34 protein-coding genes are annotated in these 26420 nt (G+C 58.8%); 15 read left to right on the forward strand and 19 right to left on the reverse strand.

What is annotated here, in order from left to right:
• Positions 1–48 precede the first annotated feature (48 nt).
• Positions 49–396: an NAD(P)H-quinone oxidoreductase subunit M gene (locus tag SIB64_RS00415; protein ID WP_413441387.1), complete on the forward strand. Its 348-nt coding sequence runs from the start codon at positions 49–51 to the stop codon at positions 394–396.
• Positions 393–1079 (forward strand): DUF3172 domain-containing protein, encoded by a 687-nt coding sequence (locus tag SIB64_RS00420; RefSeq protein WP_413441388.1) that lies wholly within the window; start codon positions 393–395, stop codon positions 1077–1079. Before SIB64_RS00415 ends, SIB64_RS00420 begins: the two co-directional genes overlap by 4 nt.
• Here the strand turns inward: SIB64_RS00420 and SIB64_RS00425 are convergent.
• Entirely contained in the window at positions 1070–2044 is a 975-nt protein-coding gene (locus tag SIB64_RS00425) for a LysR family transcriptional regulator (protein WP_413441389.1), read from the reverse strand. The genes SIB64_RS00420 and SIB64_RS00425 overlap by 10 nt on opposite strands.
• An 88-nt stretch (positions 2045–2132) precedes the next feature.
• On the opposite strand from SIB64_RS00425, the gene SIB64_RS00430 reads away from it, so the two are divergent.
• The 6 genes from SIB64_RS00430 (at position 2133) to SIB64_RS00455 (ending at position 9285) form a co-directional block, all read left to right on the forward strand.
• Positions 2133–2861: an NnrU family protein gene (locus tag SIB64_RS00430; RefSeq protein WP_413441390.1), complete on the forward strand. Its 729-nt coding sequence runs from the start codon at positions 2133–2135 to the stop codon at positions 2859–2861.
• 34 nt (positions 2862–2895) lie between these two features.
• Positions 2896–4905: an NAD(P)H-quinone oxidoreductase subunit 5 gene (locus tag SIB64_RS00435; RefSeq protein WP_413441391.1), complete on the forward strand. Its 2010-nt coding sequence runs from the start codon at positions 2896–2898 to the stop codon at positions 4903–4905.
• Between the two features lie 98 nt (positions 4906–5003).
• Positions 5004–6641, forward strand: coding sequence for an NAD(P)H-quinone oxidoreductase subunit 4 (locus tag SIB64_RS00440; protein WP_413441392.1), 1638 nt, complete (start codon positions 5004–5006; stop codon positions 6639–6641).
• A gap of 79 nt (positions 6642–6720) precedes the next feature.
• The gene (locus SIB64_RS00445) at positions 6721–7092 is read left to right on the forward strand and encodes a lipopolysaccharide assembly protein LapA domain-containing protein (protein WP_413441393.1); all 372 of its coding nucleotides are present in this window, start codon (positions 6721–6723) and stop codon (positions 7090–7092) included.
• A 69-nt stretch (positions 7093–7161) separates the two neighbouring features.
• Positions 7162–8064, forward strand: a complete 903-nt coding sequence (locus SIB64_RS00450) for a segregation/condensation protein A (protein WP_413441394.1) — start codon at positions 7162–7164, stop codon at positions 8062–8064.
• Positions 8065–8106: 42 nt separating this feature from the next.
• Positions 8107–9285 carry a sugar phosphate nucleotidyltransferase gene (locus tag SIB64_RS00455; protein ID WP_413441395.1) on the forward strand — a complete coding sequence of 393 codons (1179 nt, stop codon included), beginning with the start codon at positions 8107–8109 and terminating at the stop codon, positions 9283–9285.
• Here the strand turns inward: SIB64_RS00455 and SIB64_RS00460 are convergent.
• Positions 9266–10159, reverse strand: a complete 894-nt coding sequence (locus SIB64_RS00460; RefSeq protein ID WP_413441396.1) for a methylenetetrahydrofolate reductase — start codon at positions 10157–10159, stop codon at positions 9266–9268. The genes SIB64_RS00455 and SIB64_RS00460 overlap by 20 nt on opposite strands.
• An 81-nt stretch (positions 10160–10240) precedes the next feature.
• Here SIB64_RS00460 and SIB64_RS00465 point away from each other — a divergent pair, with 81 nt between their 5' ends.
• Positions 10241–10519 (forward strand): helix-turn-helix domain-containing protein, encoded by a 279-nt coding sequence (locus SIB64_RS00465; RefSeq protein WP_413441397.1) that lies wholly within the window; start codon positions 10241–10243, stop codon positions 10517–10519.
• On the opposite strand, the gene SIB64_RS00470 is transcribed toward SIB64_RS00465, so the two are convergent.
• The 10 genes from SIB64_RS00470 to SIB64_RS00515 all read right to left on the reverse strand — a co-directional run bounded on the left by SIB64_RS00470 (position 10476) and on the right by SIB64_RS00515 (position 18301).
• Complete coding sequence (locus SIB64_RS00470; protein ID WP_413441398.1) at positions 10476–10655, reverse strand: hypothetical protein; 180 nt, start codon at positions 10653–10655, stop codon at positions 10476–10478. The genes SIB64_RS00465 and SIB64_RS00470 overlap by 44 nt on opposite strands.
• Before the next feature lie 69 nt (positions 10656–10724).
• Positions 10725–11231, reverse strand: a complete 507-nt coding sequence (locus SIB64_RS00475) for a CYTH domain-containing protein (RefSeq protein ID WP_413441399.1) — start codon at positions 11229–11231, stop codon at positions 10725–10727.
• A gap of 2 nt (positions 11232–11233) precedes the next feature.
• Complete coding sequence (locus SIB64_RS00480; RefSeq protein WP_413441400.1) at positions 11234–12184, reverse strand: NAD(+) kinase; 951 nt, start codon at positions 12182–12184, stop codon at positions 11234–11236.
• An 18-nt stretch (positions 12185–12202) separates the two neighbouring features.
• The gene (nuoK, locus tag SIB64_RS00485; protein ID WP_413442798.1) at positions 12203–12511 is read right to left on the reverse strand and encodes an NADH-quinone oxidoreductase subunit NuoK; all 309 of its coding nucleotides are present in this window, start codon (positions 12509–12511) and stop codon (positions 12203–12205) included.
• A gap of 45 nt (positions 12512–12556) precedes the next feature.
• On the reverse strand, positions 12557–13159 hold the full coding sequence (locus tag SIB64_RS00490) for an NADH-quinone oxidoreductase subunit J (RefSeq protein WP_413441401.1): 603 nt from the start codon (positions 13157–13159) through the stop codon (positions 12557–12559).
• On the reverse strand, positions 13156–13803 hold the full coding sequence (gene ndhI / locus SIB64_RS00495; protein WP_413441402.1) for an NAD(P)H-quinone oxidoreductase subunit I: 648 nt from the start codon (positions 13801–13803) through the stop codon (positions 13156–13158). Before ndhI ends, SIB64_RS00490 begins: the two co-directional genes overlap by 4 nt.
• A gap of 72 nt (positions 13804–13875) precedes the next feature.
• Complete coding sequence (gene nuoH, locus SIB64_RS00500) at positions 13876–14994, reverse strand: NADH-quinone oxidoreductase subunit NuoH (RefSeq protein WP_413442799.1); 1119 nt, start codon at positions 14992–14994, stop codon at positions 13876–13878.
• 27 nt (positions 14995–15021) lie between these two features.
• Positions 15022–16212 carry a citrate synthase gene (locus tag SIB64_RS00505; protein ID WP_413441403.1) on the reverse strand — a complete coding sequence of 397 codons (1191 nt, stop codon included), beginning with the start codon at positions 16210–16212 and terminating at the stop codon, positions 15022–15024.
• A gap of 24 nt (positions 16213–16236) precedes the next feature.
• Positions 16237–16701, reverse strand: coding sequence for a phosphohistidine phosphatase SixA (sixA, locus tag SIB64_RS00510; protein ID WP_413441404.1), 465 nt, complete (start codon positions 16699–16701; stop codon positions 16237–16239).
• 10 nt (positions 16702–16711) lie between these two features.
• Complete coding sequence (locus SIB64_RS00515; RefSeq protein ID WP_413441405.1) at positions 16712–18301, reverse strand: DUF3352 domain-containing protein; 1590 nt, start codon at positions 18299–18301, stop codon at positions 16712–16714.
• Between the two features lie 52 nt (positions 18302–18353).
• On the opposite strand from SIB64_RS00515, the gene SIB64_RS00520 reads away from it, so the two are divergent.
• From SIB64_RS00520 to SIB64_RS00535, 4 genes are read left to right on the forward strand one after another with little or no spacing between them, the layout of a single operon-like run.
• On the forward strand, positions 18354–18710 hold the full coding sequence (locus SIB64_RS00520; protein WP_413441406.1) for a rhodanese-like domain-containing protein: 357 nt from the start codon (positions 18354–18356) through the stop codon (positions 18708–18710).
• Complete coding sequence (locus SIB64_RS00525) at positions 18711–19685, forward strand: HrcA family transcriptional regulator (RefSeq protein ID WP_413441407.1); 975 nt, start codon at positions 18711–18713, stop codon at positions 19683–19685.
• Between the two features lie 19 nt (positions 19686–19704).
• Positions 19705–20262: an ABC transporter substrate-binding protein gene (locus SIB64_RS00530; protein WP_413441408.1), complete on the forward strand. Its 558-nt coding sequence runs from the start codon at positions 19705–19707 to the stop codon at positions 20260–20262.
• A 48-nt stretch (positions 20263–20310) separates the two neighbouring features.
• Positions 20311–20703 carry a hypothetical protein gene (locus tag SIB64_RS00535; RefSeq protein WP_413441409.1) on the forward strand — a complete coding sequence of 131 codons (393 nt, stop codon included), beginning with the start codon at positions 20311–20313 and terminating at the stop codon, positions 20701–20703.
• Positions 20704–20721: 18 nt separating this feature from the next.
• Here the strand turns inward: SIB64_RS00535 and SIB64_RS00540 are convergent, their stop codons facing one another.
• The 6 genes from SIB64_RS00540 to SIB64_RS00565 form a co-directional block, all read right to left on the reverse strand.
• A complete protein-coding gene (locus tag SIB64_RS00540) occupies positions 20722–20853 on the reverse strand; it encodes a hypothetical protein (protein ID WP_413441410.1) in 132 nt (43 codons plus the stop codon).
• 292 nt (positions 20854–21145) lie between these two features.
• Positions 21146–21388: a hypothetical protein gene (locus tag SIB64_RS00545; RefSeq protein ID WP_413441411.1), complete on the reverse strand. Its 243-nt coding sequence runs from the start codon at positions 21386–21388 to the stop codon at positions 21146–21148.
• Positions 21389–21412: 24 nt separating this feature from the next.
• The gene (locus SIB64_RS00550) at positions 21413–21637 is read right to left on the reverse strand and encodes a hypothetical protein (protein WP_413441412.1); all 225 of its coding nucleotides are present in this window, start codon (positions 21635–21637) and stop codon (positions 21413–21415) included.
• Between the two features lie 35 nt (positions 21638–21672).
• Positions 21673–21957 carry a hypothetical protein gene (locus SIB64_RS00555; RefSeq protein ID WP_413441413.1) on the reverse strand — a complete coding sequence of 95 codons (285 nt, stop codon included), beginning with the start codon at positions 21955–21957 and terminating at the stop codon, positions 21673–21675.
• Between the two features lie 2 nt (positions 21958–21959).
• A complete protein-coding gene (gene trpB / locus SIB64_RS00560) occupies positions 21960–23216 on the reverse strand; it encodes a tryptophan synthase subunit beta (RefSeq protein WP_413441414.1) in 1257 nt (418 codons plus the stop codon).
• Between the two features lie 22 nt (positions 23217–23238).
• Complete coding sequence (locus SIB64_RS00565) at positions 23239–24198, reverse strand: class I SAM-dependent methyltransferase (RefSeq protein WP_413441415.1); 960 nt, start codon at positions 24196–24198, stop codon at positions 23239–23241.
• A 157-nt stretch (positions 24199–24355) separates the two neighbouring features.
• Here SIB64_RS00565 and SIB64_RS00570 point away from each other — a divergent pair, with 157 nt between their 5' ends.
• Complete coding sequence (locus tag SIB64_RS00570; protein ID WP_413442800.1) at positions 24356–24688, forward strand: translation initiation factor; 333 nt, start codon at positions 24356–24358, stop codon at positions 24686–24688.
• Between the two features lie 66 nt (positions 24689–24754).
• Complete coding sequence (cysC, locus tag SIB64_RS00575; RefSeq protein ID WP_413441416.1) at positions 24755–25375, forward strand: adenylyl-sulfate kinase; 621 nt, start codon at positions 24755–24757, stop codon at positions 25373–25375.
• Here cysC and SIB64_RS00580 read toward each other — a convergent pair.
• Entirely contained in the window at positions 25335–26411 is a 1077-nt protein-coding gene (locus SIB64_RS00580; RefSeq protein WP_413441417.1) for an AI-2E family transporter, read from the reverse strand. The genes cysC and SIB64_RS00580 overlap by 41 nt on opposite strands.
• Positions 26412–26420: the final 9 nt, after the last annotated feature.

Genomic DNA, 26420 nt, shown 5'->3' on the forward strand with positions numbered 1-26420 from the left:
AGCAGTTACCCAGTTGCTTCTTAAAGTCGTCTTATCTACCGGCGTTCGATGGCCGACACCCTGCTGAAGTGCACCACCCGACACGTGCGACTGTTCACGGCGAGGGTTGAAAACGATGACCTGGTGCCGGACCCGGATCAATTGACACTTGACCTCGACCCAGACAACGAATTCCTCTGGTCGGAGGCTGCTCTGACAAACGTGCAACAGCGCTTCCGAGACCTGGTGGCTGCCAATGCGGGAGGCGAGCTCAGCGACTACAACCTCCGCCGCATCGGCACAGAGCTGGAAGGGACCATTCGTCGGATGCTTCAAGCCGGAGAGTTGAGCTACAACCCGGACGGACGTGTGACGAATTACTCCATGGGTCTGCCGCGGACACCCGAGCTGCTGTGAGCGGTTCCCGTTTCGACCGGGACAGGCGAGGGGATCGCAACCGCAGCGGCCGTTCAGGCCGCGCTGAACGGTCTGAGCGTTTTGACCGCTATCAAGATCGAGATCCAGGGCGATACGACCCGGGGCGGTACAAACGCGGTGGAAATGGAAATGGGCGGCCTCCCGGCCCCCCGCCAGGCGGTGGAGGTCAAGGTCCTTTTCAATTCAGCACCCTTACCGTCGCTGTGCTTGCCGGTGTGCTTGTTGTCGGTATCGGAATCGGCAGCGCCGTCACCAGCACCACCCAAGGCGATCAAGGCAACATCGCGAGCAGCCAGCAGCTCGACATGGCAGTTCCCGATCCTGAGTTTTGCCGTCAGTGGGGAGCCAGCGCCTTCGTGATGGATATTGAGATGTATACGACACTCAACCCTTCCAGCAGTTTCGTCACCCAGCCGACCCTGCAGCCAGGTTGCGTGATTCGTCGGGAGAACTGGTCGGTGCTGCGCAAAGAGGGCGCCATCACCGCTGCACAGGAACGGGAGTGCAAGCAACGGATGAACACGTTTGCCTACATCGGGTCCGTTCGAGACAAACCCGTGGTGAGGTGCGTCTACCAGACCGACATCACCCAAAACAAATTCCTGATGCGAGGCGTCGCGGACGACACGGTTGGCATCACTCCCGAAGCCGATCAGTTCTGAACCGTGAGCACCGGATTGGCTCCCAGCTGACGCAACGGACTATCTGCACTGGCGAAGACGGGCAAAATATCTTGCCGAAAAGCGGCTGAAGCTCTGGAGCAGTAACGCGCCGGGTGGGTGATCAGCTTCAACTGCCTTCTCACCTGCAGATCCGCCACCACTGGGCGGTGAATCGTTCCAGCCGCCAACTCGCGCTCGATGGACACCACCGGAACGAAAGCGGCACCAAGGCCCGCCTGAACAGCATTCTTGATCGCTTCAAGGGAATTTAGTTCCATTTCGATGCGAAGTCTCTGCACATCCAAACCTGAACGGGCAAGCAATTGATCCACCATCTTGCGCGTGGTGGACTGGGCATCCAGGCATACAAAACCAAGCCTGTAGAGGTCTTCCTTGGTGAGCTCCACCAGTCTGGACAGTGGATGCTTCACGGGAAGCACCAAAGCCAGTTCGTCACTGGCGTAGGGCAGCACCTGAAGCAACTCGTTGAGTTCCGGTGGCAGCTCTCCACCGATGATCGCCAGATCGATCTGCCCATTGGCCACACTCCAGCCAGTGCGACGGGTGCTGTGAACCTGCAGTTGAACGGCAACATCCGGATATTTCTGCCGGAACAACCCGATCATCCGCGGCATCAGATAGGTGCCTGTGGTCTGACTAGCACCAACGATCAACGACCCCCCCTTGAGGTTGTGGAGATCTTCCAAGGCACGGCACGCCTCGTGACACTGGCTAAGGATCCGATCGCAATAACTGAGCAGCAGATGGCCAGCCTCCGTGAGCTGAGCCTTTCGCCCACCCCGATCAAACAGCGAAACCTCCAGCTGCTTCTCGAGGTTCTGAATCTGGAGACTGACTGCAGGCTGGGTGACGTAAAGACTGTCTGCGGCTTTCTTGAAGCTCCCCTCACTGACGATCGCTCGCAAAATGCGCAGCTGATCAAGCGTGAAAGGAAGATCAGCCATGCGGGGCCGCCAGCCCTGTGTAAGGCCCAAACCTTAGAAGCGAACCGTCCGCGGAACAGAATCAGCGCACCAAGAAGCCTGGGGGGTGATGAACGGTCAACACAGCAGCGTTGTGATGCTGATCCTGCTGATACTGTTCGCGCTCATTCACAGCGGTGGTGCTGCCCTGCGCAGCCGCGCCGAACTGGTAATCGGAGCAAGGGCCTGGAGGCTGGTGTTTGCGACAGCCAGCATTCCCTCCGCGGTTGTGGTGATCGGCTGGTTCCTAGCCCACCGCTATGACGGGATCCGGCTCTGGAACCTTCAGGGTGCGCCCGGGATGGTTCCCCTGGTGTGGATCGGAACCACCGTTAGCTTTCTGTTCCTTTATCCCGCCACCTACAACCTTCTGGAGATCCCTGCGGTCCTGAAACCACAGGTGCGTCTCTATGCCACGGGCATCATCCGCATCTCCCGCCATCCTCAGGCGGTGGGACAAATCCTTTGGTGCATCACCCATGCCCTCTGGATTGGCAGCAGCTTCATGGTTGTCACCTGCATCGGGCTGATCGGGCATCACCTCTTCGCCGTCTGGCATGGGGATCGACGTCTTAAGAGCCGGTTCGGAGCTGCCTTTGACGACCTGAAGGCCACCACATCGGTGATTCCCTTCGCAGCAGTGCTGGACGGCCGCCAACAGCTCGATTGGAAGGAATTTCTTCGACCGGCCCAACTCGGAATCGCCATCGCCGTCGGGGTCTTCTGGTGGGCCCATCACTTCATCCCAAGCGCCGGTGAAATGGTGCGCAATTCCGCACTGGAAAGGCTTCTGGGCTGAGCTGCCTACACTCATCTCAACCTGGAAACAGCGGATGCCCTCGGCCGCAGAACTCGCCTGGCTGATCCCCGTTCTCCCACTCCTGGGTGCGGTGATCACAGGCCTTGGACTGATCAGTTTCAACAGGACGGTGAACCGTCTGCGTAAGCCGGTTGCCCTTCTCCTGATCAGCTGTGTCGGTGCCGCCGCGGTGCTGAGCTACGCGATCCTGGCCAGCCAACTGGCGGGAGCCGCTCCCGTTGAACACCTCTTCATCTGGGCAAGTGCGGGCAGTTTCACCCTGCCGATGGGATACGTGGTTGATCCACTCGGCGCCGTAATGCTGGCGTTGGTGACCACCATCGCCCTGTTGGTGATGGTGTACTCCCATGGATATATGGCCCATGACAAGGGCTACGTCCGCTTCTTTACCTACCTGGCTCTGTTCAGCAGTTCGATGTTGGGACTGATCATCAGTCCGAATCTGCTCGAGATCTACGTCTTCTGGGAATTGGTGGGCATGTGCTCCTACCTTCTCGTGGGCTTCTGGTATGACCGGGATGGCGCAGCGCACGCGGCCCAGAAAGCTTTTGTGGTGAACAGGGTTGGCGACTTTGGTCTTCTGCTCGGCATCCTTGGCTTGTTCTGGGCCACTGGCAGCTTTGACTTCCAGGGGATCGCCGACGGACTTCAGCAGGGCCTGAGCAACGGCAGCGTTGCACCCTGGGCTGCGCTTCTGCTCTGCCTGCTGGTGTTCATGGGGCCGATGGCCAAGTCTGCGCAGTTCCCGCTTCATGTCTGGCTGCCGGATGCAATGGAGGGTCCCACTCCGATCTCAGCTTTGATCCACGCCGCCACGATGGTGGCCGCCGGTGTCTTCCTCGTCGCCCGGCTCGACCCTCTTTACACCCAGTTCCCTGTTGTTCAGACGGTTATCGCCGTTCTGGGAACGATTACTTGCTTCCTGGGAGCCTCCATCGCCCTCACCCAGATGGATCTCAAAAAAGGACTGGCTTACAGCACTGTGTCCCAGCTCGGTTACATGATGCTGGCCATGGGTTGTGGTGCCCCGGTAGCGGGCATTTTTCACTTGGTGACCCATGCCTTTTTCAAAGCAATGCTCTTCCTGGGCTCAGGCTCAGTGATTCATGCCATGGAAGAGGTGGTGGGTCATGAACCCGTACTGGCCCAGGACATGCGCCTGATGGGTGGACTGAGAAAGAAAATGCCTGTCACCTCGATCACATTTCTGATCGGATGTGTGGCTATTAGCGGCATCCCCCCACTCGCTGGTTTCTGGAGCAAGGACGAAATTCTCGGGCAGGCCTTCAACAGCTATCCCCTGCTGTGGCTGGTGGGCTTTCTCACAGCTGGCATGACTGCCTTCTACATGTTCCGCCTTTACTTCCTCACATTTGAAGGGGAGTTTCGTGGCAATGACGAGGCGATGCAGGGCCAGCTTCTTGCTGCTGCAGGCAAGGATCCTGCTGAACACCACTCCCATGGCGGCAGCGTCCACGAATCCGCCTGGCCGATGGCCGCCCCCCTTGCAGTTCTGGCGGTTCCCTCTGTGCTGATCGGCCTGCTTGGCACACCCTGGAACAGCCGCTTCGCCGGACTGCTCAACCCTAAAGAAGCCGCTGAAATGGCCGAGCACTTCAGCTGGGGAGAGTTCCTCCCACTAGCTGGCGCCTCCGTCGCCATCTCAGTCACCGGCATCACCATTGCGGTGCTGGCCTACGCCCTGCACCGCATCGATTTAGGCCAGCTGGTGGCCGGCCGCATCCCAAGCATCAATGCGTTCCTCGCGAACAAGTGGTATCTCGACGCTGTGAACGAAAAACTGTTTGTAAGAGGCAGTCGGAAGCTGGCAAGGGAAGTGCTCGAGGTCGACGCCAAGGTTGTAGACGGCGTGGTGAACCTCACGGGTCTGCTCACACTCGGCAGCGGTGAGGGCCTCAAATATCTCGAAACAGGGCGTGCACAGTTCTATGCCTTGATCGTCTTTGCCGGAGTGATCGGTCTGGTTGTTCTCTTCGGTGTTCTCGGTGGCCCGATCACCTGATAGGACAACCTGCTCGCTGTGTGTGTCATCGCCTATCGAGCAGATGACACAACGGCTGGCATTTCTACAGTTCTGGCACGTGAAAAACAGGCAAGACAGTGATTGAGTTTGCCGTCGCCGGTCTGACGGAACCTGTGAGTGCCACTGTTCCCTGGCTGAGTATTTCGATCCTGTTACCGATCGTTGGGGCTCTTTTGGTGCCCTTCATCCCCGATTCAGGTGATGGCAAGCAGATCCGCTGGTATGCCCTGATTGTCACCCTGATCACGTTTCTGATCACAGTCGCTGCCTACCTCACCGGCTACGACCCAAGCGTGAGCGGACTGCAGCTTTCAGAACGGGTGAGCTGGTTACCCGATCTCGGCCTCACCTGGGCCGTGGGCGCCGACGGGCTCTCGATGCCGCTGATTCTGCTAACCAGCTTCATCACGTCCCTGGCCTGTCTTGCGGCATGGCCGGTGAGCTTCAAGCCACGTCTGTTTTATTTCCTGCTGCTCGCCATGGACGGCGGCCAGATCGCAGTTTTCGCAGTGCAGGACATGTTGCTCTTCTTCCTCGCCTGGGAGCTGGAGTTGATTCCCGTCTACCTGCTGCTAGCGATCTGGGGAGGAAAAAAAAGACAGTATGCGGCCACGAAATTCATCCTCTACACCGCGGGAAGTTCGCTGTTCATCCTGTTGGTTGCCCTGGCGATGGGTTTCTTCGGGGGTGGCACACCCAGCTTTGAATACACCGCACTTGCAGCGAAAGACTTCGGTGCAGGGTTCCAGTTGCTCTGCTACGCCGGACTTCTCATTGCCTTCGGAGTGAAGCTCCCGATCGTGCCGCTTCACACTTGGCTTCCCGATGCCCATGGAGAAGCCACAGCTCCGGTCCACATGCTGTTGGCGGGGATCCTTTTGAAGATGGGTGGTTACGCCCTCCTGCGTTTCAACTGCGAACTGTTGCCGGCGGCCCATGCCCAGTTCGCACCACTGCTGATCGTGCTTGGGGTGGTGAACATCATTTATGCCGCACTGACGTCCTTTGCCCAGCGCAACCTCAAACGCAAGATTGCCTACAGCTCTATCAGCCACATGGGCTTCGTGCTCATTGGTGTGGGCAGTTTCAGCGCTCTCGGAACCAGTGGAGCGATGCTCCAGATGATCAGCCACGGTCTGATCGGTGCCAGTCTCTTCTTTCTCGTGGGCGCCACCTACGACCGCACGCACACCCTTCTGCTCGACGAGATGGGTGGCGTTGGCCAGAAGATGCGTGTCATGTTCGCCCTCTGGACCGTGTGTGCCCTCGCCTCCTTGGCTTTGCCTGGCATGAGCGGGTTCGTGAGCGAATTAATGGTCTTCGCAGGTTTCGCCACCGATGAGGCCTACACACTGCCGTTCCGCGTGGTGATCTGCGGCCTGGCGGCCGTGGGCGTGATCCTCACACCGATTTATCTGCTCTCGATGCTTCGAGAGATCTTCTTCGGAAAGGAGAAAGCAGAACTGGTCTCCCACACCAACCTGGTGGATGCAGAGCCGCGTGAGGTTTACATCATCGGTTGCCTGCTGGTGCCGATCATCGGCATTGGTCTGTACCCAAGGCTGATGACGGACAGCTACCGAACCTCGATCGAAGCGCTCGTCACTCGGAACGTGGATGCAATGGAGCGCATCACGCAGCCGACAGCACCGATCATTCGCAATCAGCCCTCTGTGCCTGCGTTGTTGAACGCCCCCTCGATTCCTATCGCGTAAACAAGTGCGAGGTTGTTCCCCCCCGCAGGGACGATGCCAAAAGATGTCTTTAAGTTCCTAGACGCAATCGGCATCCGTCATGCGCCAGATCAATTTCGGCCTGATCTTCGCCTTCGGTCTGTTGATGGTGTTCTTCACGCTGGAGAACACCGCCCCGACAACCATCCACATACTGCCCGGCCTGCAGTACACCCTCCCCCTCGCCAGCCTGCTTCTGCTGATCGCTGGAATCGGAGCAGTATCCGCCTGGTTTTTCGCAGCCTGGACCGGAATGCTCAACAACGTCGACCAGTTGGGCAAAGCCAGTGAATTCGAAGCACAACAGGTGAGGATTCAGGAGCTAGAAACCGATCTCAGTCGCTATCGCTCCACAGTGGAGACCCAGCTGGGGCTGCTTCCCTCAACAACAGCAAGCAGCACCGAGAGCAGCGACGAAAGCAGCTCCAGCTGAACATCAAGCCCATCAACACTGGCATCCACCGGCCTGCATCGATAGGTTTCAGCCAGTGATGGCATCCCGTTGCAGCAGGTTGGAGTCAGCGCAAAAGCCGATGTCGGCGCCAGGCTGGCCATCCGCCTGCTTCAGGATGCAGCGGAACGGGGAGAACTTGATCCCTGGGATGTAGATGTGATCGCAGTGATCGATGGCTTCCTTGATCAGTTGAGCCAAAGGATCGCTGTTCCGAAGCAGGTCGCGGCGGTTCTCGAACGGCGCGGTGGAAGCTACGAGCAGGATCTGGCCGACAGCAGCGAAGCCTTTCTGGCCGCCTCCGTGCTGGTAGGCCTCAAAGCAGAAATGCTTGAAACCAGCATGCTTCCGGCAGTTGAGGAGCTGGAAGATGGCTTCGAACCCGAGATTGAAGACCAGGGCTGGCTGGATCCGGTGTTTGATCTCCCCCGACGCCCCGAACGCCATCTCCAACGTCGGCCTGTGGCGCCGCCGCCCCTACGGCGTCCCGTCACCCTTGGCGAACTGATCGAGCAGCTGGAATCAATTGCCGAACAGCTCGAATCAGATGAACTCCAGCAACGGCGCCGGCAGCGCCAGAAGCGATACAGCAACCGGGAGGCGATCGCGCAGGTTGCTGGTCTGGCCCATCGGGAAAAGCTGCCCGAAACCACCGCAGCGATGGGTGTGTTTCTCAATGGCTGGGACGCTGCCCTTGAGTGGATCGATTTCGAACACCTGGTGATCCAATGGCGCGGGGCCGCCGCATCTGATCTCGACACAGATCGCGTTGGAGTGTTTTGGGCGCTGCTGTTCCTCTCCTCCCAGGGGCGGGTGGAATTGCATCAGGAAGGTTGGCTGCATTCTCCCCTTCAGTTGAGACGGTTGTCCCCGGCTGGATCGGTCACCCAGCTGCCAATCAAGAATCTCGAGGTGCCAGCTTCCGGGCCGACCCGAAGCACCTTGGCGGCTTGAGGCACGGTTTAATGTTCACCATCCTTCAATGCCCCCACGCCGATGAAGGCGATGATTCTGGCGGCCGGCAAGGGAACGAGGGTTCAACCGATCACCCATGTGATCCCCAAACCCATGATTCCCATCCTGCAGAAGCCTGTGATGGAATTTCTCCTTGAGTTGCTCAAGGAGCATGGATTTGCAGAGGTGATGGTCAATGTGTCTCACCTCGCCGAAGAGATTGAAAATTATTTCCGAGACGGTCAGCGTTTTGGGGTTGAAATTGCATACAGCTTTGAGGGTCGGATTGAAGATGGTGAATTGATCGGCAATGCCCTTGGGTCTGCCGGTGGTCTAAAGAAAATTCAGGATTTTCAGCACTTCTTCGATGACACCTTTGTGGTGCTCTGCGGCGACGCGCTGATTGATCTCGATCTCACCGAGGCCGTGCGCCTCCATCGTGAAAAAGGAGCTCTTGCGAGCCTGGTGACGAAGCGAGTCCCGAAGGATCAGGTCAGCAGCTATGGCGTTGTTGTCACCGACGCCGAAGACCGCATCTCTGCTTTCCAGGAAAAACCATCGATCGAGGAAGCCCTCAGCGACACGATCAATACCGGGATCTATATCTTCGAACCGGAAATTTTCGACCACATTCCGTCCGGTGTGTCCTTCGATATCGGCTCGGATCTGTTCCCGAAATTGGCGAGTCTGGGTGCCCCCTTCTATGCCATACCAATGGATTTCGAATGGGTGGATATCGGCAAGGTGCCTGATTACTGGCAGGCGATCCGCAGCGTTCTTCTCGGCGACGTCCGGCAGGTTGGCATCCCCGGGAAGGAAGTCCGCCCCGGTGTTTACACCGGCCTCAACGTTGCCGCGGACTGGGAAAAGATCGACGTGAAAGGACCGGTCTATGTAGGCGGAATGACCAAAATCGAAGACGGAGCAACAATCATTGGCCCCTCCATGATTGGTCCGAGCTGTCACATCTGCGAAGGGGCCACGATCGATAACTCGATCATCTTCGACTACTCAAGGATTGGCGCAGGCGTTCAGCTGGTCGAAAAACTCGTCTTCGGTCGCTACTGCGTTGGCAGGGATGGAGGTCATTTCGACCTTCAGGAAGCAGCCCTCGACTGGTTAATCACCGATGCCCGTCGCCAGGACCTGGTGGAACCATCCCCTCAGCAAAAAGCAATGGCAGAACTGCTGGGAACCGATCTCACGCCGGCTGCAAGCTGAGGGAAGCCAGATCAAGAATTCTGGGGATTCTGTCTTCAGCCTTCACTGCCATCAGGTGAACCCCCTGAACAAGGCCGAGATAGCGCTTCACCTGCTCAGCCGCAATCGCGATCCCCTCTGCAGCAGGATCCCGAGATTCCGCCAGTCGCCGTACAAGATGATCGGGAATCGATGCACCCGGAACGACGCGGTTGATGAACATCGCGTTCTTCGCTGATTTCAACAAAAACACCCCGGCGAGCACCGGCATCTGCATTGGGCCGGCCAACTCTCGTTGAAATCGCTCAAGGGCATCGGGATCCATCACCATCTGGGTCTGAATGAAACGGGCACCGGCCTCTTGTTTACGCGTCAGGCGACGTTGCAGACCAGTCCAACTCGGGCATTGAGGATCGGCGGCACACCCTGGAAAAAGCTCCGTGGCACCGTCTGGTAACGCACCCGCGACAGGATCTTGTCCACGGTTGAACGCAGACACCTGGTTCAAGAGCTTGATGGATTCAAATTCATTTACCGGCCGAGCCTCCTGCTGATCCCCAGCCCGAACAGGATCACCGGTCAGACACAAGAGATTGCGGATTCCCAGGGCGTGGGCACCGAGCAGATCAGCCTGCAGGGCGATCCTGTTGCGATCTCGACAGGCCATCTGGAACACAGGTTCCAGCCCGGCATCCAGCAGGAGCCTGCACAACGCCAGGCTGCTCATACGCATCACCGCACGGCTTCCGTCAGTCACGTTGATGGCATGAACCCGGCCTTTGAGACAGGCAGCCATGGCGAGCGAGTGGCTGGGATCACCGCCACGAGGTGGCATCACTTCCGCTGTTACAGCGATGCCACCAGCTTCAAGAGCGCACTTCAGCGCTGACCCCACACTTTTTCTGCTTCAGCAAACCACTATGGAGGATCAACTTCTCGGCAGGGGCTTAACATGTGGATAGAGGGCGAGTGGACCATGACATCCGCAGAATCGTCCGATCCACTCAGCATTTCCCTCTCGACTCGCGAGATCGAAATCATTGAATTGGTGGCAGAGGGACTGACCAACCAGGAAATCGCTGACCGATTGACGATCAGCAAACGCACAGTCGACAACCACGTGAGCAACGTCTTCACCAAGACGGGATCGAAAAACCGGGTTGCGCTGCTGAACTGGGCGATGGACAACGGCAGAATTTGCCGTGATGGCTTTAATTGCTGCGCACTTCCGGACAGCGAGCACCCCGGCTCCTGACGGCCATGGGCTCCGGCAGGTTCTGGAGCGACCCAGATGTCAGCTGTATTTCAAACAGAGTGGCGTAATCGAGGCAGGCTTCAGCGGTGGTTCCCACAAAACGGAGAACTCCTTCTCTGTCGTACAGACCGACCATGAGTTCCGAGGAGGTGATTCGGACCTCTCAAATCTAAAGGAAATCCAAAGAGCTTTCCAGGCCTTGGGCTCAGGCCAGGCCATACCGGCAGCGGTCCGTAGCGGTCCAGCTCTGGATTGGCTTGGCTGCAAGCAACGCATTGGACCAGCGGGAATCCCCGGTCACCTCCAATCCACACCACGCTGGAATTGAAAGGTCTGCATCCACAGCCGGCAACTCCACTTCGGCCAGAACCAATGGGGCATTGTCTCCCTCGAAGCAATCCACAATCCACTCCCCGCCTGGTAGATCCAGATGGAAACGCGTCTTTTCAAGACGATCCGGAGCGAGTTGCCACAGCCCTTCGGCATCCTCTTCTGGGATTGGGTATTCGAATTCATGACGAACCAGGCCACAGGCATCCGCCGCTGCCTTGAGCGTCAACCAAGCCTGACCCGCACCAGTGCGACGAACACGCACAGTTACCCCATCGGCGCTGGAAACCACATATCCCTGCCGCAGAGCCTGAGGAGGGCCAACCAACAGCCGCCAGCCATCACCCACCACGAGAAACCGACGCTCAATCTCAAGAGCCACCGTCAATTCTCCGATGGTTGGGACGCTGTCAAGCTGCTTGCCCAGTGCAACTTGTGGGCAAGGGTTCGGTAATAGGACGGACTTTGATTCAGCAGCACCATCAGAGCGTGATGACGCGCCTGCTTCACCACACAACATTCACCGGGCTCAAGAACTGTGCAGCCAACACCGTCTTTCCACAATTTGATCCGGTTGTCGGCATCTCCTAGAGGCCAGATCACTAGCCGTGCCCGCGGTGGAATCACCAGTGTGCGGCTGGAAAGACTCATCGGGCAGATCGGGGCGACAACAATCGCATCGATCCCTGGATGGAGGATTGGACCACCGGCCGCTAAGGCGTAGCCAGTAGAGCCCGTGGGGGTCGAGAGAATCAGACCATCTCCACGCATCTGATCAACCACTTCACCGTCAATTTCCAGTTCGAGCGTGCAGGTCGGCGAGATCTCGTCCCGATACGCCCTCATGTAGAAGTCATTAAGGGCCCAGTGATGCTCATCGTCATCCTCCACATCCAGCACCTGCAGCGGTGCTGCGCATGATGCACGCTCCTGGGCGCTGCGCCGATCGACCATCGCCTGAAGCATCATGCGACGTTCCAGGGCGTACTGGTCGTCAATCAATCGCTGCCAGATCTGATCACCACGCAACACACGACGGTCGTGGGTCAGAAATCCCAGGTGACCCCCAACATTGATGCTCAGGATTGGGATGTCATGCACCGCAAGATGTCGGGCTGCGCCGAGCACCGTGCCGTCTCCACCGAGCACAACAGCGAGATCTGGCATGGCGTCGTGCATCGCCAGCAAGCCCGGGAATGGGTTGACCCGTGCTCCTGACATCGCCGTGACAACCTCGACACCAATCTGCTCAAGTTCCCTGGCGCATTGGCGGGCTTCTCTCTGGGCCGGGGGGCTGTCAGCCCGATAGATCACCCAGACCCTCTCGAGACGCATCGAACCGGTCGCGGCGAGTTACCAGCGGAGCAGGTTGAACTGCTCCATATCGACGGTAACTCTGTTGCGATAAAGCGACAGCAAAATGGCCAAACCAACAGCAGCTTCTGCGGCTGCAACAGTGATCACAAACACGGCAAAAACCTGGCCGCGAATGAGGTCTCCATCCACATACGAGGAGAAGGCCATCAAATTGATATTCACAGCGTTGAGCATCAATTCAATGCTCATTAACACCCGCACAGCATTGCGGCTGTTAATCAATCCCCAAACTCCAATGCAGAAAAGCAGTGCCGCGAGCAGCAGGTAGGCCTGAAGGGAAGGCATTTCATTAATGAAGTCAACCATCGATTTCAGGTGCAGGATTAGGAATTAGGACGAGGGCCGCTCGAGCAGAAGCGGAGTACTGGATTTCTCAATCAGGCCCTGATCTGCAACTTCGCCGGTGACAACATCTGTTGCAAGAACATCTCGGCGGGCCAGCACGATGGCTCCGATCATGGCCATCAACAGCAAGACGGAGGCGAGTTCGAAAGGAAGAAGGTAATCCGTGAACAGATGTTCTCCAATACGTGCCGTGGCCTCCTCCCCAACAGCTGCAGGACCCGGGAGGTTCCAGGGTGTGGTCACCACAACACGCACAAGAAGAGCAAGCAAGCCAAGGCAAACCCCTGCTGACACCACACGGCGCGTGGTGAGATTGGCGATCGCCTTCAGGTCCTCACGCTTGTTCACGAGCATGATCGCGAACAGGATCAGGACATTGATCGCCCCGACGTAAACAAGCACCTGAGCGGCTGCAACGAAGCTGGCATTGAGCAGCAGATACAACCCTGCCACTGCCATGAACACCCCCCCAAGCAGGAACGCCGAATAGACGATGTTGCTGAGAAGCACCACCCCCAGGGAGCCGGCCACGACAACAGCCGCAAGCACCAAAAAACAGACGAGCTCTGTAGTCCCCGCAATGGTCATGCGTTGGTCTCCTCTGCCGTCTGGGCTGATTGTGCCCCATCTTTGCCCGAAGATTTAGCGGGGGGTGTCAAGGTTTCCAGAACCTCAGAAGGCAGACGCCCGGCCCTGGGCCGATCTGCAGACACACCGTGGGGAGACACCTCACCGGCAGGGAGGTAAGCCAACTCTCGGAGCGGCTGAACAGAAGGATCGGTGGTCACGCTTGTGGGCAACCGTCCAAGGGCGACATTGTCGTAGTTAAGGCTGTGGCGATCAAAGGACGCCAATTCATATTCTTCCGTCATCGAGAGGCAGTTGGTCGGGCAGTACTCCACACAGTTGCCGCAGAAAATACAAACACCGAAATCGATGGAGTAATTGCGCAGCTCCTTCTTCTTGGTTGCCTTGTTCATGACCCAATCCACCACCGGCAGATTGATGGGACAGACACGCACACACACTTCGCAGGCAATGCACTTATCAAATTCGTAGTGAATTCTTCCCCGGTATCGCTCGGATGGAATGAGCTTTTCGTAGGGGTATTGCACCGTCACAGGGCGGCGCTTCATGTGGTCGAACGTAACCGCGAAACCCTGGGCAAGATTGCGTGCTGCATCAACAGCATCCCGGGTGTAGTCACCGACCTGTCTGAGAAATCCGAACATGGGCTGGAGATCTGAAAGAGAAGGTTCAGGACGCTGCGCCCATGATGACGGGCCAGACGCCGACAAGAGAGATCAGCCGCCGAATGCGACTGGGAATGCCAACTTGAGAGCTGCTGTCACCAGCAGATTGACAAGGGAGAGGGGAAGCAGAAACTTCCAGCCGAGATCAAGCAGTTGATCGATCCGCACCCGAGGAGTAGTCCAGCGCAGCAGGATCGCAACAAACACCAGCAGATAGGCCTTGAGCACAGTCATCACGATGCCGACCGAACCGGTGATCACCTGCACGATCGGAGCATCCACGGATTGACCCAGCAATCCGGCTAGCCACTCCACTGGAATCGGAAAACCCCAGCCCCCGAGGTAAAGCACCGAAACCAACAGGGCAGACAACACGAGATTGATGTAGCCCGCTAGGTAAAAGAGCGCGAACTTCATGCCCGCGTACTCGGTCTGATATCCGGCAACCAATTCCTCTTCGGCTTCAGGAAGATCGAACGGAAGGCGTTCGCATTCAGCAAGTGCGCAGATCCAAAAGATCAGAAAACCAACGGGCTGCCGCCAGATGTTCCAGCTCAGAATGCCGACACCGGTCTGCTGATCGACGATATCGACGGTGCTGAGTGAATTGCTCATCATCACGATGGCAAGCACCGCCAGGGCAAGTGGAATCTCGTAACTGATCGACTGGGCCGCGGCTCGCAGACCACCTAGAAGTGAGTATTTGTTGTTGGAGGCATAACCGCTCATCAGCAAACCAATGGGCTGGATGCTGCTGAAGGAGATCCACAGGAAGACTCCGACACCCACATTGCTGATCAGCAGACTCTGACCAAAGGGGATGATCAGCCAGGAGACGATCACCGGAACGACAACCAGGACTGGGCCAAGCGTGAACAGCAAGCTGTCGGCCCTGGCAGGAATGATGTCCTCTTTGACGAGCAGCTTTAGACCATCAGCCAAGGGCTGGAGGATACCGAGCGCTCCGGCGTATTCGGGACCGATCCGCTGTTGAACCGCCGCTGAAATCTTCCTTTCCAGCCATACCGAGACCAGAACGCCGACGACTGCTGCCACCAGCACGAGCAGCATCGGCAATGGAAGCCAGAGCAGTCGCGCTGCCTCAGCTGACAGGCCGAAAGCTTGCAATGCCTGGCTGAAACTCCCTTCCAAGTCCAGTCCCGGGCTCACCATGGCGTTGCCTGAAGTCCCTGCAACTTAAGCGGCAGGAGCCGATGCACGCTCATCGATCGGCGACCATGACCGTGGTTCCGAACCGGAATAGATCTGTGACGGACGAAAAATACGATTGGCACCGAGCTGCTCGCGCCAGTGGGCTAACCAGCCAGCCACCCTGGCGATGGCGAAAACCGGAGTGAACAGATCCCGTGGAATCCCGAGTTTTCGATAAACGAGGCCTGAATAGAAATCGACGTTGGGATAGATCCCCTTTGGCCCAAGCCTGGATTCAGCTTCCTGTTCGATGGAGCGGGCCACGTCATACAGATGGTCGTGACCGAAGCGGTCGAACATCTCCTCGGCCAGGACCTGGAGGATGACCGCCCGCGGATCCTTGACCTTGTACTCGCGATGCCCAAACCCCATCACCTTTCGTTTGGCGGCAATCGCCGAATCGAGATAAGCGCCGGCATTCTCCGGTGATCCAACCTCCTCGAGCATGGCGAGAACGTCTTCGTTGGCGCCACCGTGGAGAGGGCCCGCCAGGGTACCGACAGCGGAGGCGACAACCGCATATGGGTCGGTGAGGGTGCTGGCAGTAACGCGCGCACTGAAGGTACTGGCGTTAAGGCTGTGCTCAGCGTGGAGCATCAAGCAACGGTCAAAGATTCGAGCCGCCAGAGGGTCGGGCTCACGTTCCGTGAGCATGTACAGGAAGTTCGCGGAATAGGCCAGGTCGTCCCTCGGTTGGATCGGGTCCTGTCCCTTCCGGATCAGCTGAAACGCCGCCACCATCGTGGGAATTTTGGCGATCAGTCGGACGACGGCCTTGTAGATGCAACTCGGATCATCAATGGCCCGCCGCGAATAAAACAACCCCAAGGACGCAGCGCTGGACTGCAGCGCATCCATGGGATGACCGCTGGCAGGGAAGCACTTCATCATGTCGCGAACCCGAAAACTGACCCGCCTATGCATCTGCACTTCTTTCTCAAAGGCACCCAACTGCTGCCGCGATGGCAGGTCACCCCAAATCAACAGAAAGGCGGTTTCCAGAAAGCTGCTGTTAGCAGCCAGATCCTGCATCGGATAACCCCGATAGGTGAGCAGTCCTTTCTCACCGTCGATGTCGCAGATCGCGGACTGGGTTGCGGGCACGCCATCCAGGCCCGGTCTCAATTCAATGCCGGTGCGTGCATGACGCAGGTCTCCCTGAGGCTGCTGAGCCAACACACCAATGCCACTGAATGCAACCTAAGCGGATGGGTCGAGCAGCAACCCAGGTCGTAGCAGGGCTCTCAACTCCCAGCCAAACGGCTGACGACGAAGCTGCAGAAGTCCGGCTTTTTTGAGCGTGAGCCCGGCCGGTGGGAGCCGGAGCAAACGCGCTGCCAGGGCGCTGAGGTCCGGCTCATGACCCACCAAGCAGACACGACCGCAGAGGTTCCTGACAAGCACATCAACGGAGCCCCCCGGCTCGAGCGCTGCTTCCACGCGCAGCTCGGATGCCAAGCCCGCGTCCATGGCGATTTGTGCCGTTTCAACTGCCCTCCGAAAGGGGCTGGTGAGGAGCAGATCAATCTGAACGCCACGGTTCACCAGCGACCTGGCAACGGCGGCCGTGCGCGCCATCCCCTCGCAAGTGAGGGCACGTTCCGGATGATCAAGGCCGTCGATGCGCTGTTCAGCGATGCCATGACGGAGCAAGAAGAGATCCATGCAACAGCACTCAACCGAATTCCAAACGGGCATGCACGGGCAGCAGCGATTCCTCGCCCATCTGCTCATCCAGCTCAGCCGCCAGAACCAGGCCCTGAATCCGAGCCTGCAGAGGCTGTCCACCCAGTGCCTGCAGAAGGCTCCAAGGGCGCCAGCCAGCAATCAGAGACTGGGCTGGTTCAGCAGCAAGCAACATCGCCTGGCTGGGATCGTGCCTGGCTTGCAGCCGCTCCCACTGACGCAGGCGCGGCTGCAGCCCCCGGCCATCGGAGCGCTGCTTGAGCACCGTGATCGTTTCGCCCCACCAGTTCCGCCCCTCATCCAGAACGTTGACCAGGGCAAGACGTGCCTGCAGGCCCTCCGCCCGACCACGCTGCCGTTCCAGCCGCGTCCAAACCTGAAGCATGTCATCGTCATCGGGCAGCTCAGAACGGACAAGGCCCTCCGCCGCCAGCTGGTCACTCACCTCTTCAACCTCGGGCTGACCCGGGGGACTCGCAAGCAACCAACCTTCTGCCTGCTCGGTCCAGAGCACGGGGCCGTGGTCTTCACTGAGGATCGCCTTGACCGCCTCACGACTGGAGAGAGCTGACCTCAGTGCTGGACCGAACCACTGGGCAAGCGGATGAAGCTCCGCAGGGTCAAGCAATCGCGCGGGATTCTGCAGCAAGGCGAGGGCCGATGCACGACCGCCGGCATGGAGCGTGAGGTCCTCGACCACCGGCCACTCCGCTGAATCGATTCGCTCCTGGAAACGAAGCACCGCGTCAACGTTGAGGTCTGCACCCTCTGGCATGAAGGAGGCGACCATCCCCTCGAGATCCTTTCGATCCACAACAGACGACGGCAAACCCAACCAATGGTTCATCGCCCGTGGCGAGGCCGTCATCACTGCGATTCCGTCGCCGAAGCGATCGATCAACCTCTGCAGCTGCTGATCGCCAACCTGATGCTGATCCGGGAGTTGGGAGATATCCAGCGCCGCCTCCAACACGCCTCTGCCTGAAGCGAGCAACAGAAGGTCGTCATCGATCAGAGCGGTGGCGAGCGGCTGGGGATCACGCCCCAAAAGAGCGCCCTGACCACTGATCACCCCGACCCCGCGGTAATCACGGGCCAGCAGATCGGTGCCGGCAAAACTGCGGGTCTGCCAGAACCGCTGCAGGAAACGACGCGCTCCATCGGGACTGCGACTGGTCATCCCCAGGACCCAGCCAGGTGCAGGGTGCTCCCTGCTGGCATCGATGAGCGTCAGGCTCAACTCAGATCCCAGCCAGCTCGCAAGCTCATCATCGAAATCAAGACCGGCCAGAGCGAAGGCCCCATCGCGCCAGCGGCTTGCACCGTCGCGGGCAGCCCGTCGATTCGATGGGGACACCACAGCCTGCGCAAGGGAGGGAAGACGCGTCGGGTCCGCCATCCAGTGCAGAGAGAGATCGGCATCACGGGGGACAAACTGAGCGGCCCGAGGAAGATGCAAAGGCTGAGAAGCCAGCTGCAATGGACTGCGCTGTTCCATTCCCCAGAGCAGCCCGGATGTCAGCGCCAGGAGGGCTAACAGGACAGCCGTCAGGGACGTGAAAAAGGGGCGGGCCTTCATGGGCCAGCAATCACGGATGTCTCATCTTCATCCATCCCCGCAGAATGTCGCCATGACGAGCGCCCAACCCCAACCGATCACAGCAGCCGAACTGCAGCGCTGGCTGAACGATTCCGCGGCCACTGCCCCGCTTCTAGTGGATGTCAGAGAAGACCAGGAACTCGCTCTCGCCCCCTTCCCAGGGGAGGTTGTGCACCTTCCCCTGAGCCGCTCCCAGGAATGGCTTGGGGCCCTGCAGCAAACGTTGTTGCAAGAACAACCGCTGGTGGTGCTGTGTCATGCCGGAGTTCGCAGTCACCACTTCGGTCTGTGGCTGCTGGAACAGAACTGGGGACTGGAAGTGTGGAACCTTGTGGGAGGTATTGATGCATGGAGCTTGGAGGTCGACCCCTCCGTTCCCCGCTACTGAATGAAACCCCTGTCAGCCCGGCAACGAGACGTGCTTCAGGCCACGGTTCATCACTATGTGGACACGATTGAACCGGTCGGCAGCCGCACCCTGATCCAACGCTTCGGAATTCCGGTGAGCTCCGCCACGATCCGCTCTGCCATGGGAGCTCTGGAGCAGCGCGGGTTACTTACACAACCACATACCTCCGCTGGTCGCGTCCCCAGCCCCCTTGGCTATCGCCATTACGTGGATTGCCTCCTGCCCGAACCGGGCGCAGCGGTTCAACATCTCGAACGGGAACTGACCGGCATCAGTCTGCGCTGGGCAGCACTTGATGATCTCATGCGGCAGCTGGCTCGCCGACTAACGGATTTCACAGGACTGATGAGCCTGATCACCAGGCCTGTCCGTCCAACGTCGTCGCTCGAGGCCATTCGCCTGGCCTCCAGTGGAGATCGCTTGCTGGTGATGCTCGTTGAAGCGGGGGGACGCGGCCGGCAGCTCAACCTTCGCCTTCCCCACGGCGCGGAAGACGAACTCAGCGCGATCGAACGCTGGACCGATCAACAGCTGGAGGACGGCTCCCTGAACTGGGGCTCGCTTCCACCCCAGCTTCAGCGGAGTGGAGCCCTGCTTCGCAGCGCCATTGAGCAGGGATCACCCCCTGTTGACCAGCAGGTGGTCGTGCATGGGTTGTCTCGGTTGGCGGCTGAACCGGAATTCAGAAGCGCCAATGAGTTGAAACCGCTGCTGGAGCTGATTGATGATCAACCGGCAGCCCTCGTTGAACATGCTTCGACGTCCCGGGTATGGATCGGAGATGAACATCCTCAGATCGCCCTGCAGACTTGTTCAGTGGTGCAAGCCCCTTACCACTGCGGTGCAGACGGGATTGGACAGGTTGCCCTGATCGGGCCGATGCGGATGGCCTATGCAACTGCGAAAGCGGCTGTGCAACGGGTGGCCCATCACCTCGACCTTCTGCTGAGCTGAGACGACACCAACACCCTGGTTGCTGGCCCAGTCCCTTCCTCTGAAGTGTCCTTCTGGCCATAAGGCCCGTCAATTCAGCATGGGAATCGATGCTGTACTGCGCGATGTCAATGCCCGCGGAGGGATTGCAGGTCGACCGGTCAAGATCTGGTGTCTCGATGACGGCTACATACCAGACCCCTCTCTGCGCAACACCCGCCTGTTTGTGCAGGAGCCTGAGGTCCTGGCGCTGTTTGGCTACTTCGGCACACCAACCACTCATGCCTCGCTCCCCACTGCAATAGCAGCGGGGAGGGAGGTGGTGGCCCCGCTGACCGGAGCCAGTTCGCTGCGCCCACCGGCCAAATCGGAATTGCTGCATTTCCGTGCCAGCTACGCGGAGGAAGCGCAACGCATCGTCAAACATCTCATGAATGACGGTTTCGTCCGAATCGGTGTGGCCTATCAGAACGATGCCTATGGGAAGGATGTCTTGGCGAGTACCACAGAGGCCTTGGAACCTTCGGCCTGGCCGCAATCGGCACAGCTCCTCTGCCTCGAAATTCAATCGACACCCTTGAGGCCTCCAAACAACTAGCTGCCGTGAATCCCGATGCGCTGGTGGTGATTTCCCTCAGCAATGACGATGGCGTCACTGGTGAACAATCTGCATCGCATGGGAAGCCGCCCCCAGCTGATGACGATTTCACCAACAGGCACCAAGGCATTGTTTGAAGACCTGCCTCAAGCTGCGGCTTACGGCGTGGGTGTAACCCAAGTGGTTCCCTTCCCCTGGGATGGACGCCATCCGGACGTGGCTGACTATCAGCGGTTGCTCCGGCGCCAGCAGGCCGACAGCGACTTTGATTTCATCAGCCTGGCAGGGTTCATGGCGGCGAGCTGGCTCGTGAAGGCCATGCAGAACATCGCGCCGGACATCACACTGAACTGTCTCGTGGCGGAGTTGAAACGAACTGGGCCGATTCAAGAGGGCCAGCCAAACAGCATCGACCTGGTGTTCCTCGGCAGCGACCCGTAGGGACCCTGAGGGGCTGACTTAGAGCAGAAACCAGCTGAAGACCGACAGCAACACCATCACCGTGAGAGACACCGGTGGCCAGATCTGCTCCAGACGACGAATTCGAGCAGACATCCGGTGCTGTTGACGCACATTGGCGTGCCCGATCACGACGGGATTTGAGGTCTTCGAGATACAAAACCAAACCAAAACTGACATTGGATATCAGATAGGCAATGACATCGATCGAATCAAGAAAAGAAAGATAAGGCAGGTTGGGCAATCCAGATCTGTACCCGTCCTGAAGAAAAATTAAGGTCAGCAAAACGACGATCGGGATCTCAAGCCGGAATTCCGTCAGCACACTTGTGATCAAAACAATGGACGACATCACCACCTGCAAGGGCTGAATTAGGGTTCAAAAAGCAGACCATGATGAGCGTTGGCAGGAAACATCAAAGATCTACTGGCTGTATTCCTCATCCTCAAGACTGACTCCGAATCCGGAGGCAAAATGATGGCGAAACTCTCCAAATGACCAGCCTTTTATTAACCAACCAAACAGATTTGAATAAAGGCCAACTCCACTGTCTCGCAGGTCAGGGATCAAATCCAGGATGGCGCAGGCGAGATCGCCGATCGGATCGTCAACCCCAAGAACGACAGGCAGACTGACGGGATTAAACGGAAAACGTCGCAGATCCAAGTTGTCGATATAAAACTCTCCCGTCTAAAGAAAATCTTGCTCGAAAGTCCCGTCGTCGTAGATCTGGACATCATGCAGGGGCGAGATCTGCGATGTTTCGGGATTGATGTCATTCTCAAAATCAACAAAATCAACAACATCAACAACATCAACAATGGCAAGATCATTGTCTTGCAGATATTGCTGAAACAGATGATTCCACCCCATCCAGATGTAACCCTTACTGGAGAGAAGATCGGTTTCTCTCAATCAAGACTGAAGTTATTGGCGACATAAAGGCCTGTTTAAATTTTATAAGGCGCATTGTCGAGCAATTCGGCATCACGAATAATTTCTGCCCCCTGAAGCGGCTTGCCCCTCGGACGAACATCAGTCAACTGATTCGGAATATGAGGAGCACTAGTGAGGCGCAAGATCTCCCGAGAGCGAATCACATCCTGTTGTTCATCCCCATGGAACTGCTGAAGAACGAGGCCTCTGACGAGAACGATCACAAGTAGTAGAACCGTCCAGGTTCGAGCACGCAAACGACGGATCGATAGACCGACCAGTCGCGGGAACAACCCCATCGTCAGAGTTGATCGCCCAACTTCTCCGCAACGGTATTGACATCCTTATCGCCGCGTCCCGAGCAATTGATCACCACCTCACTCCCATCAGCGAGGGTCGGACAGAGCTGTTCGAGCCAAGCAAAGGCATGAGCTGTTTCAAGGGCTGGAATGATGCCCTCGAGCTCGCTCACCAGACGCAGGGCATCAAGAGCCTGCTGATCGGTGACGGCGGCATACTCGGCCCTACCAATTTCACGCAGGTAACTGTGTTCGGGGCCAACCCCGGGGTAATCCAAGCCTGCGCTGATCGAATGGGCTTCCTGCACCTGGCCGTCACCGTCCTGCAACAGCAGGCTCATCGCACCGTGCAGAACACCGGCTCTGCCCTCCGTGATCGTGGCGGCATGACGTCCCGTCGCAACGCCGTCGCCGGCGGCCTCAACCCCGATCAACCGCACCGAGGTGTCCTGAACAAAGGGATGAAAGAGGCCCATCGCATTGGAACCGCCGCCCACACATGCCATCAACACGTCCGGCAGCCGGCCGAACGCTTGCTGACACTGGTCTTTGGACTCCTCACCGATCACAGCGTGGAAATCGCGTACCAACATCGGGTAGGGGTGCGGACCGGCGACGGATCCAAGGATGTAATGCGTACTTTCCACGTTGGTGACCCAATCCCGGATCGCCTCACTGGTGGCGTCCTTGAGGGTTGCGGTGCCAGCGGTCACGGGCTGCACCGTGGCACCGAGCAATCGCATCCGAAACACATTTAGGGCCTGACGGCGCATGTCCTCAGCCCCCATGTAAATCACACAGTCCAGACCGAAGCGTGCACACACAGTGGCCGTGGCCACACCGTGCTGACCTGCCCCGGTTTCAGCGATGATCCTCTTCTTGCCCATCCGCAGCGCCAGCAAGGCCTGACCGAGGGCGTTGTTGATCTTGTGCGCACCGGTGTGATTCAGGTCTTCACGCTTGAGCCAGATGCGTGGCCCGCCATCCGCACGGCGATAGTGCGCTGTCAGGCGTTCCGCTTCATAGAGAGGGGTGGCCCGCCCGACGTAATTCTTGAGGAGACGATCCAGCTCCCCAGTGAACGTAGGGTCTGTCCAGGCCTGTGCCGCAGCCTGTTCGAGTTCGGCCAGAGCCGGCATCAAGGTCTCTGGGACGTACTGCCCACCAAACCGGCCGAAGCGACCATGGGCGCCAGGCCTCACTGAGGGTTCCAAACTGGAGGAATCCGGCGTGTTTGTGTTCGGCAGAGTGCTTGTCACAGATCCACGTTGGAGCGTGGAGTCAGCGTAAGCAGGCAATCACGCGATGCCGTGGATCGCAGGCGCTGATGCGCGGATTCCGGAACCCTGCCTGCTCCAGGGCCGCCGGCATGTCCAGACCGAAATATTGCTCGATGTAGGGCTCCGTACTTTTCAACAGGGTGGCCACCGCTGCCGGCAAGCGTTGCAGCACCGATGAGGCAGGATCCTGATCCACCATCACGAGCGCTCCACCGGGGCGAAGCAGTCTTGCCGACTCCAGAAGCACAGCGTGGGTGGCGGCCTGCGGCAGCTCGTGGCACACGAACTGCAAGCTGATCAGGTCGCAGCAACCCGTTTCCAGGCCAGTCTTCTCGGCTGCGGCGTGACGCCACTGCTCCACAAGTCCGTCCTGGTCACGAACCCTTGCCACTGCAAGCATGTCCGGCGAAAGATCAAGGCCGATCAGCTCAGGTCGCTGGTCCCCGCGCGCGTCAGCCCTTTGGTTGAGCCAACGGGCCAGGGCCTGGGTGCTCACACCAACGGAGCAGCCCAGATCGAGGACGCGATCCAACCGGCCCTCCAGCAAGGGTTCAACGGCCCGATGGATGGCATCCCGAAGCCGGGCCTGCGCCACCACGGGACTGAGCGACTCCTCAGGCCAGACCCGGAGAGCCATGGCATCGGTGGCCTGCTCCGCTTCTGCCGCAGCCTGCCAGCAGAGGTTGCCCTGTTCATAAGCATGAAAGCGAGCAACGTAATAAGCGGGAGGGACCAGGCCAGGCGTGGCGCTCGTCGCCAGCAGTGGAGCGGCGGCTTCTCGCAGTTCCCTACGGCGAGCCCGCCAGGGGATGCCATTGCGTTCGGCTGTACGGATGATCAGCTGCCGAGCCTGGAAGAACAACGGTCGGCGCAACAGTCCGATGCCGATCAAACGTTCAATCAAGCGACCCAGCCCATGGCTGGAATCAGCCCAGCCAGGCGTGGCAGCAGCTTGGGACATCTCAGCAGCAGCGAACGGGTGGGTGGTGGCGAGTCTGCATGGCCGGGAAGCGGACCCAGGTCCGATGGCTGATTTTTTCAGATGCTTCGGCCTATCCGGAGATGACTGCGCTGCCCAGTTCCATGGGCAAGACTGCAGACTGCGGCATGGCCCAGATATGCCAAAAGGTGGGTGGCAGGAATTCAGCAGCAGCAGCAGCAGCAGCCTGCAACGGCTCAGCGGCCCGACCAAGGCCCCCTCACCGAAGACCCAGCAGGTGGTCCGGGTTCAGCCCACCCGAGGCGGCAAAGGCGGCAAAACAGTCACTGTGATCCGCGGCCTTGAGCTCGACGTAACAGGATTGAAGTCGCTGCTGAAGAAACTCAAAACCCGCATCGGCAGCGGGGGGACCGTCAAGGACGGAGTGATCGAGCTGCAAGGCGATCAGGTTGAACTGGCGCTGGAGCTGCTGACCAAGGAGGGCTATCGACCCAAGCGCGCCGGAGGCTGAGGTTCGGTCAAGCACCGGTCCAACCAGCTGGCTGGGTAACAATGGCTGGCACTTCAGACCGTGGGCATGACCGCAGCTACCACCAAGGCCACCAACATCGTCTGGCACGAGGCCTCAGTGGATCGGTCTGCCAGAGCGGAGAAGCGCGGCCACCGCAGCGCCATCCTCTGGTTCACGGGGCTGTCCGGCTCCGGCAAGAGCACCCTGGCCAATGCCGTCAATGCAGCCCTGTTCGAACGTGGTCTTGCCACGTATGTCCTGGATGGCGACAACGTGCGGCACGGTCTCTGCAAGGACCTCGGCTTCTCCGATGCCGACCGTGAGGAGAACATCCGTCGGATCGGCGAGGTTGCAAAGCTGTTCCTCGACGCAGGAGTGATCGTGCTGACCGCCTTCGTGTCTCCCTTCCGCGCCGATCGTGACAAGGCCCGCGCCCTGGTGGAGGACGGCGACTTCATCGAAATCCACTGCGCTGCAGACCTGGCGGTGTGCGAGAGCCGCGATCCCAAGGGTCTGTACGCCAAAGCGCGCTCCGGAGCGATCAAGGAATTCACAGGAATCTCCAGCCCCTACGAAGCCCCCGAATCTCCTGAGCTCAAGGTGGATACGGGCAGCCAGGAGCTCAGTGCATCCGTGGAGATGGTGATCAGCGCTCTGCAGGAGCGGGGAGTGATTCCAACGGCCTGAGGTCGGAACGAACCGCATCGGCCAGGCTTTTGATGCAACTGGCCACCGGAACAGCCAACAGCAATCCCAGTAGGTCGCCCACCCCGTAGATCGCGCCGACCCTGGCTCCGATCGGAAGGGCAATCAACAACCAAGCCGGCTGCAGCCCAACAATGCTGCCCATAAGCCTGGGCTGGATCACCTGATCGACAATCTGGCCAACCAGAATTGCAGCTGCGAGCAGTTCAATCCCTGTGCGCGGGTCCTGCACTCCAAGAATTGCACTGACGAAAACGATCGTCAGTGCACTGGTATAGGGGATGAGCGTTGTGAAGCCGATCAGAACAGCGAAGAGAACGCCGTAGGGAATCTTCAACAGCCAAAAGACGAACAGCTGTCCAGCACTGAGAATCAGAGCCAGCAGAACCTGCCCGGCGAAATAACCTCGAAAGGTTCGCTCCAACGTGGTGGTGATTCGCTCGCGCCAGCGTTCCGGCAGCCACTGCGCCAAGCCTGCAGTAATGGAATCGGCCCCGAGCAGCAGAAACACCGCGAGCACCAGCACGATCACCACATTGATCGTGGTGCCCACCGTGGCACCAAGAATTCCAAGCAGGCGTTGACTCAACTGAGTCGCGACCCGACTCAGCTGAGTCACCAGATCACTGCTCAGATCGGCAAAATCGGAAGGCAATCCATGGGCCACCGCCCAGGTTTGACCCTGATCGATCAACCGTTCTGCAGCAGCAAGAAACACAGGAGACGCCGTGATCAGCTGGCTCAGCTGTTCCACAAGCAAAGGCACCAGGGCAACAGCGGCCAATCCGAGCAAGCTGAGGGTGAACAGCACCACGGAAGCGATCGCGAGGCTGCGACGGAAACCTCGCCCCATCAGCCAGCGGCAGGGCAGATCAAGCAAAAATGCGATCAGGGCCGCGGTCAGAAACAAACCCGGGAACGGAGCGAACTGCACAAGCACCCGTTTGAGCACAAACGCATTGGCACCCACCAGCGGCAGCAGCAGTCCAAGACGCAGCCAGGCCGGCCATGGGGTCATCGGTTCTAG

The organism is Synechococcus sp. MIT S1220, assembly GCF_047303025.1.
Classification (GTDB): Bacteria; Cyanobacteriota; Cyanobacteriia; order PCC-6307; family Cyanobiaceae; genus Parasynechococcus.

What these genes read in the sequence shown, in the direction of transcription:
- SIB64_RS00470 (WP_413441398.1), bottom strand. Translation starts at nt 10,655, where the DNA reads ATGGTCGGTCTGTACGACAGAGAAGGAGTTCTCCGTTTTGTGGGAACC.
- nuoK (WP_413442798.1), bottom strand. Translation starts at nt 12,511, where the DNA reads ATGCCTTCCCTTCAGGCCTACCTGCTGCTCGCGGCACTGCTTTTCTGC.
- SIB64_RS00445 (WP_413441393.1), top strand. Translation starts at nt 6,721, where the DNA reads ATGCGCCAGATCAATTTCGGCCTGATCTTCGCCTTCGGTCTGTTGATG.
- SIB64_RS00480 (WP_413441400.1), bottom strand. Translation starts at nt 12,184, where the DNA reads ATGCGTCTCGAGAGGGTCTGGGTGATCTATCGGGCTGACAGCCCCCCG.
- SIB64_RS00570 (WP_413442800.1), top strand. Translation starts at nt 24,356, where the DNA reads ATGCCAAAAGGTGGGTGGCAGGAATTCAGCAGCAGCAGCAGCAGCAGC.
- SIB64_RS00535 (WP_413441409.1), top strand. Translation starts at nt 20,311, where the DNA reads ATGGCGTCACTGGTGAACAATCTGCATCGCATGGGAAGCCGCCCCCAG.
- sixA (WP_413441404.1), bottom strand. Translation starts at nt 16,701, where the DNA reads ATGGATCTCTTCTTGCTCCGTCATGGCATCGCTGAACAGCGCATCGAC.
- SIB64_RS00515 (WP_413441405.1), bottom strand. Translation starts at nt 18,301, where the DNA reads ATGAAGGCCCGCCCCTTTTTCACGTCCCTGACGGCTGTCCTGTTAGCC.
- SIB64_RS00455 (WP_413441395.1), top strand. Translation starts at nt 8,107, where the DNA reads ATGAAGGCGATGATTCTGGCGGCCGGCAAGGGAACGAGGGTTCAACCG.
- SIB64_RS00580 (WP_413441417.1), bottom strand. Translation starts at nt 26,411, where the DNA reads ATGACCCCATGGCCGGCCTGGCTGCGTCTTGGACTGCTGCTGCCGCTG.
- SIB64_RS00565 (WP_413441415.1), bottom strand. Translation starts at nt 24,198, where the DNA reads ATGTCCCAAGCTGCTGCCACGCCTGGCTGGGCTGATTCCAGCCATGGG.
- SIB64_RS00415 (WP_413441387.1), top strand. Translation starts at nt 49, where the DNA reads ATGGCCGACACCCTGCTGAAGTGCACCACCCGACACGTGCGACTGTTC.
- SIB64_RS00430 (WP_413441390.1), top strand. Translation starts at nt 2,133, where the DNA reads ATGAACGGTCAACACAGCAGCGTTGTGATGCTGATCCTGCTGATACTG.
- SIB64_RS00425 (WP_413441389.1), bottom strand. Translation starts at nt 2,044, where the DNA reads ATGGCTGATCTTCCTTTCACGCTTGATCAGCTGCGCATTTTGCGAGCG.
- SIB64_RS00490 (WP_413441401.1), bottom strand. Translation starts at nt 13,159, where the DNA reads ATGACCATTGCGGGGACTACAGAGCTCGTCTGTTTTTTGGTGCTTGCG.
- SIB64_RS00465 (WP_413441397.1), top strand. Translation starts at nt 10,241, where the DNA reads ATGACATCCGCAGAATCGTCCGATCCACTCAGCATTTCCCTCTCGACT.
- SIB64_RS00435 (WP_413441391.1), top strand. Translation starts at nt 2,896, where the DNA reads ATGCCCTCGGCCGCAGAACTCGCCTGGCTGATCCCCGTTCTCCCACTC.
- cysC (WP_413441416.1), top strand. Translation starts at nt 24,755, where the DNA reads ATGACCGCAGCTACCACCAAGGCCACCAACATCGTCTGGCACGAGGCC.
- SIB64_RS00525 (WP_413441407.1), top strand. Translation starts at nt 18,711, where the DNA reads ATGAAACCCCTGTCAGCCCGGCAACGAGACGTGCTTCAGGCCACGGTT.
- SIB64_RS00520 (WP_413441406.1), top strand. Translation starts at nt 18,354, where the DNA reads ATGACGAGCGCCCAACCCCAACCGATCACAGCAGCCGAACTGCAGCGC.
- SIB64_RS00555 (WP_413441413.1), bottom strand. Translation starts at nt 21,957, where the DNA reads ATGGGGTTGTTCCCGCGACTGGTCGGTCTATCGATCCGTCGTTTGCGT.
- ndhI (WP_413441402.1), bottom strand. Translation starts at nt 13,803, where the DNA reads ATGTTCGGATTTCTCAGACAGGTCGGTGACTACACCCGGGATGCTGTT.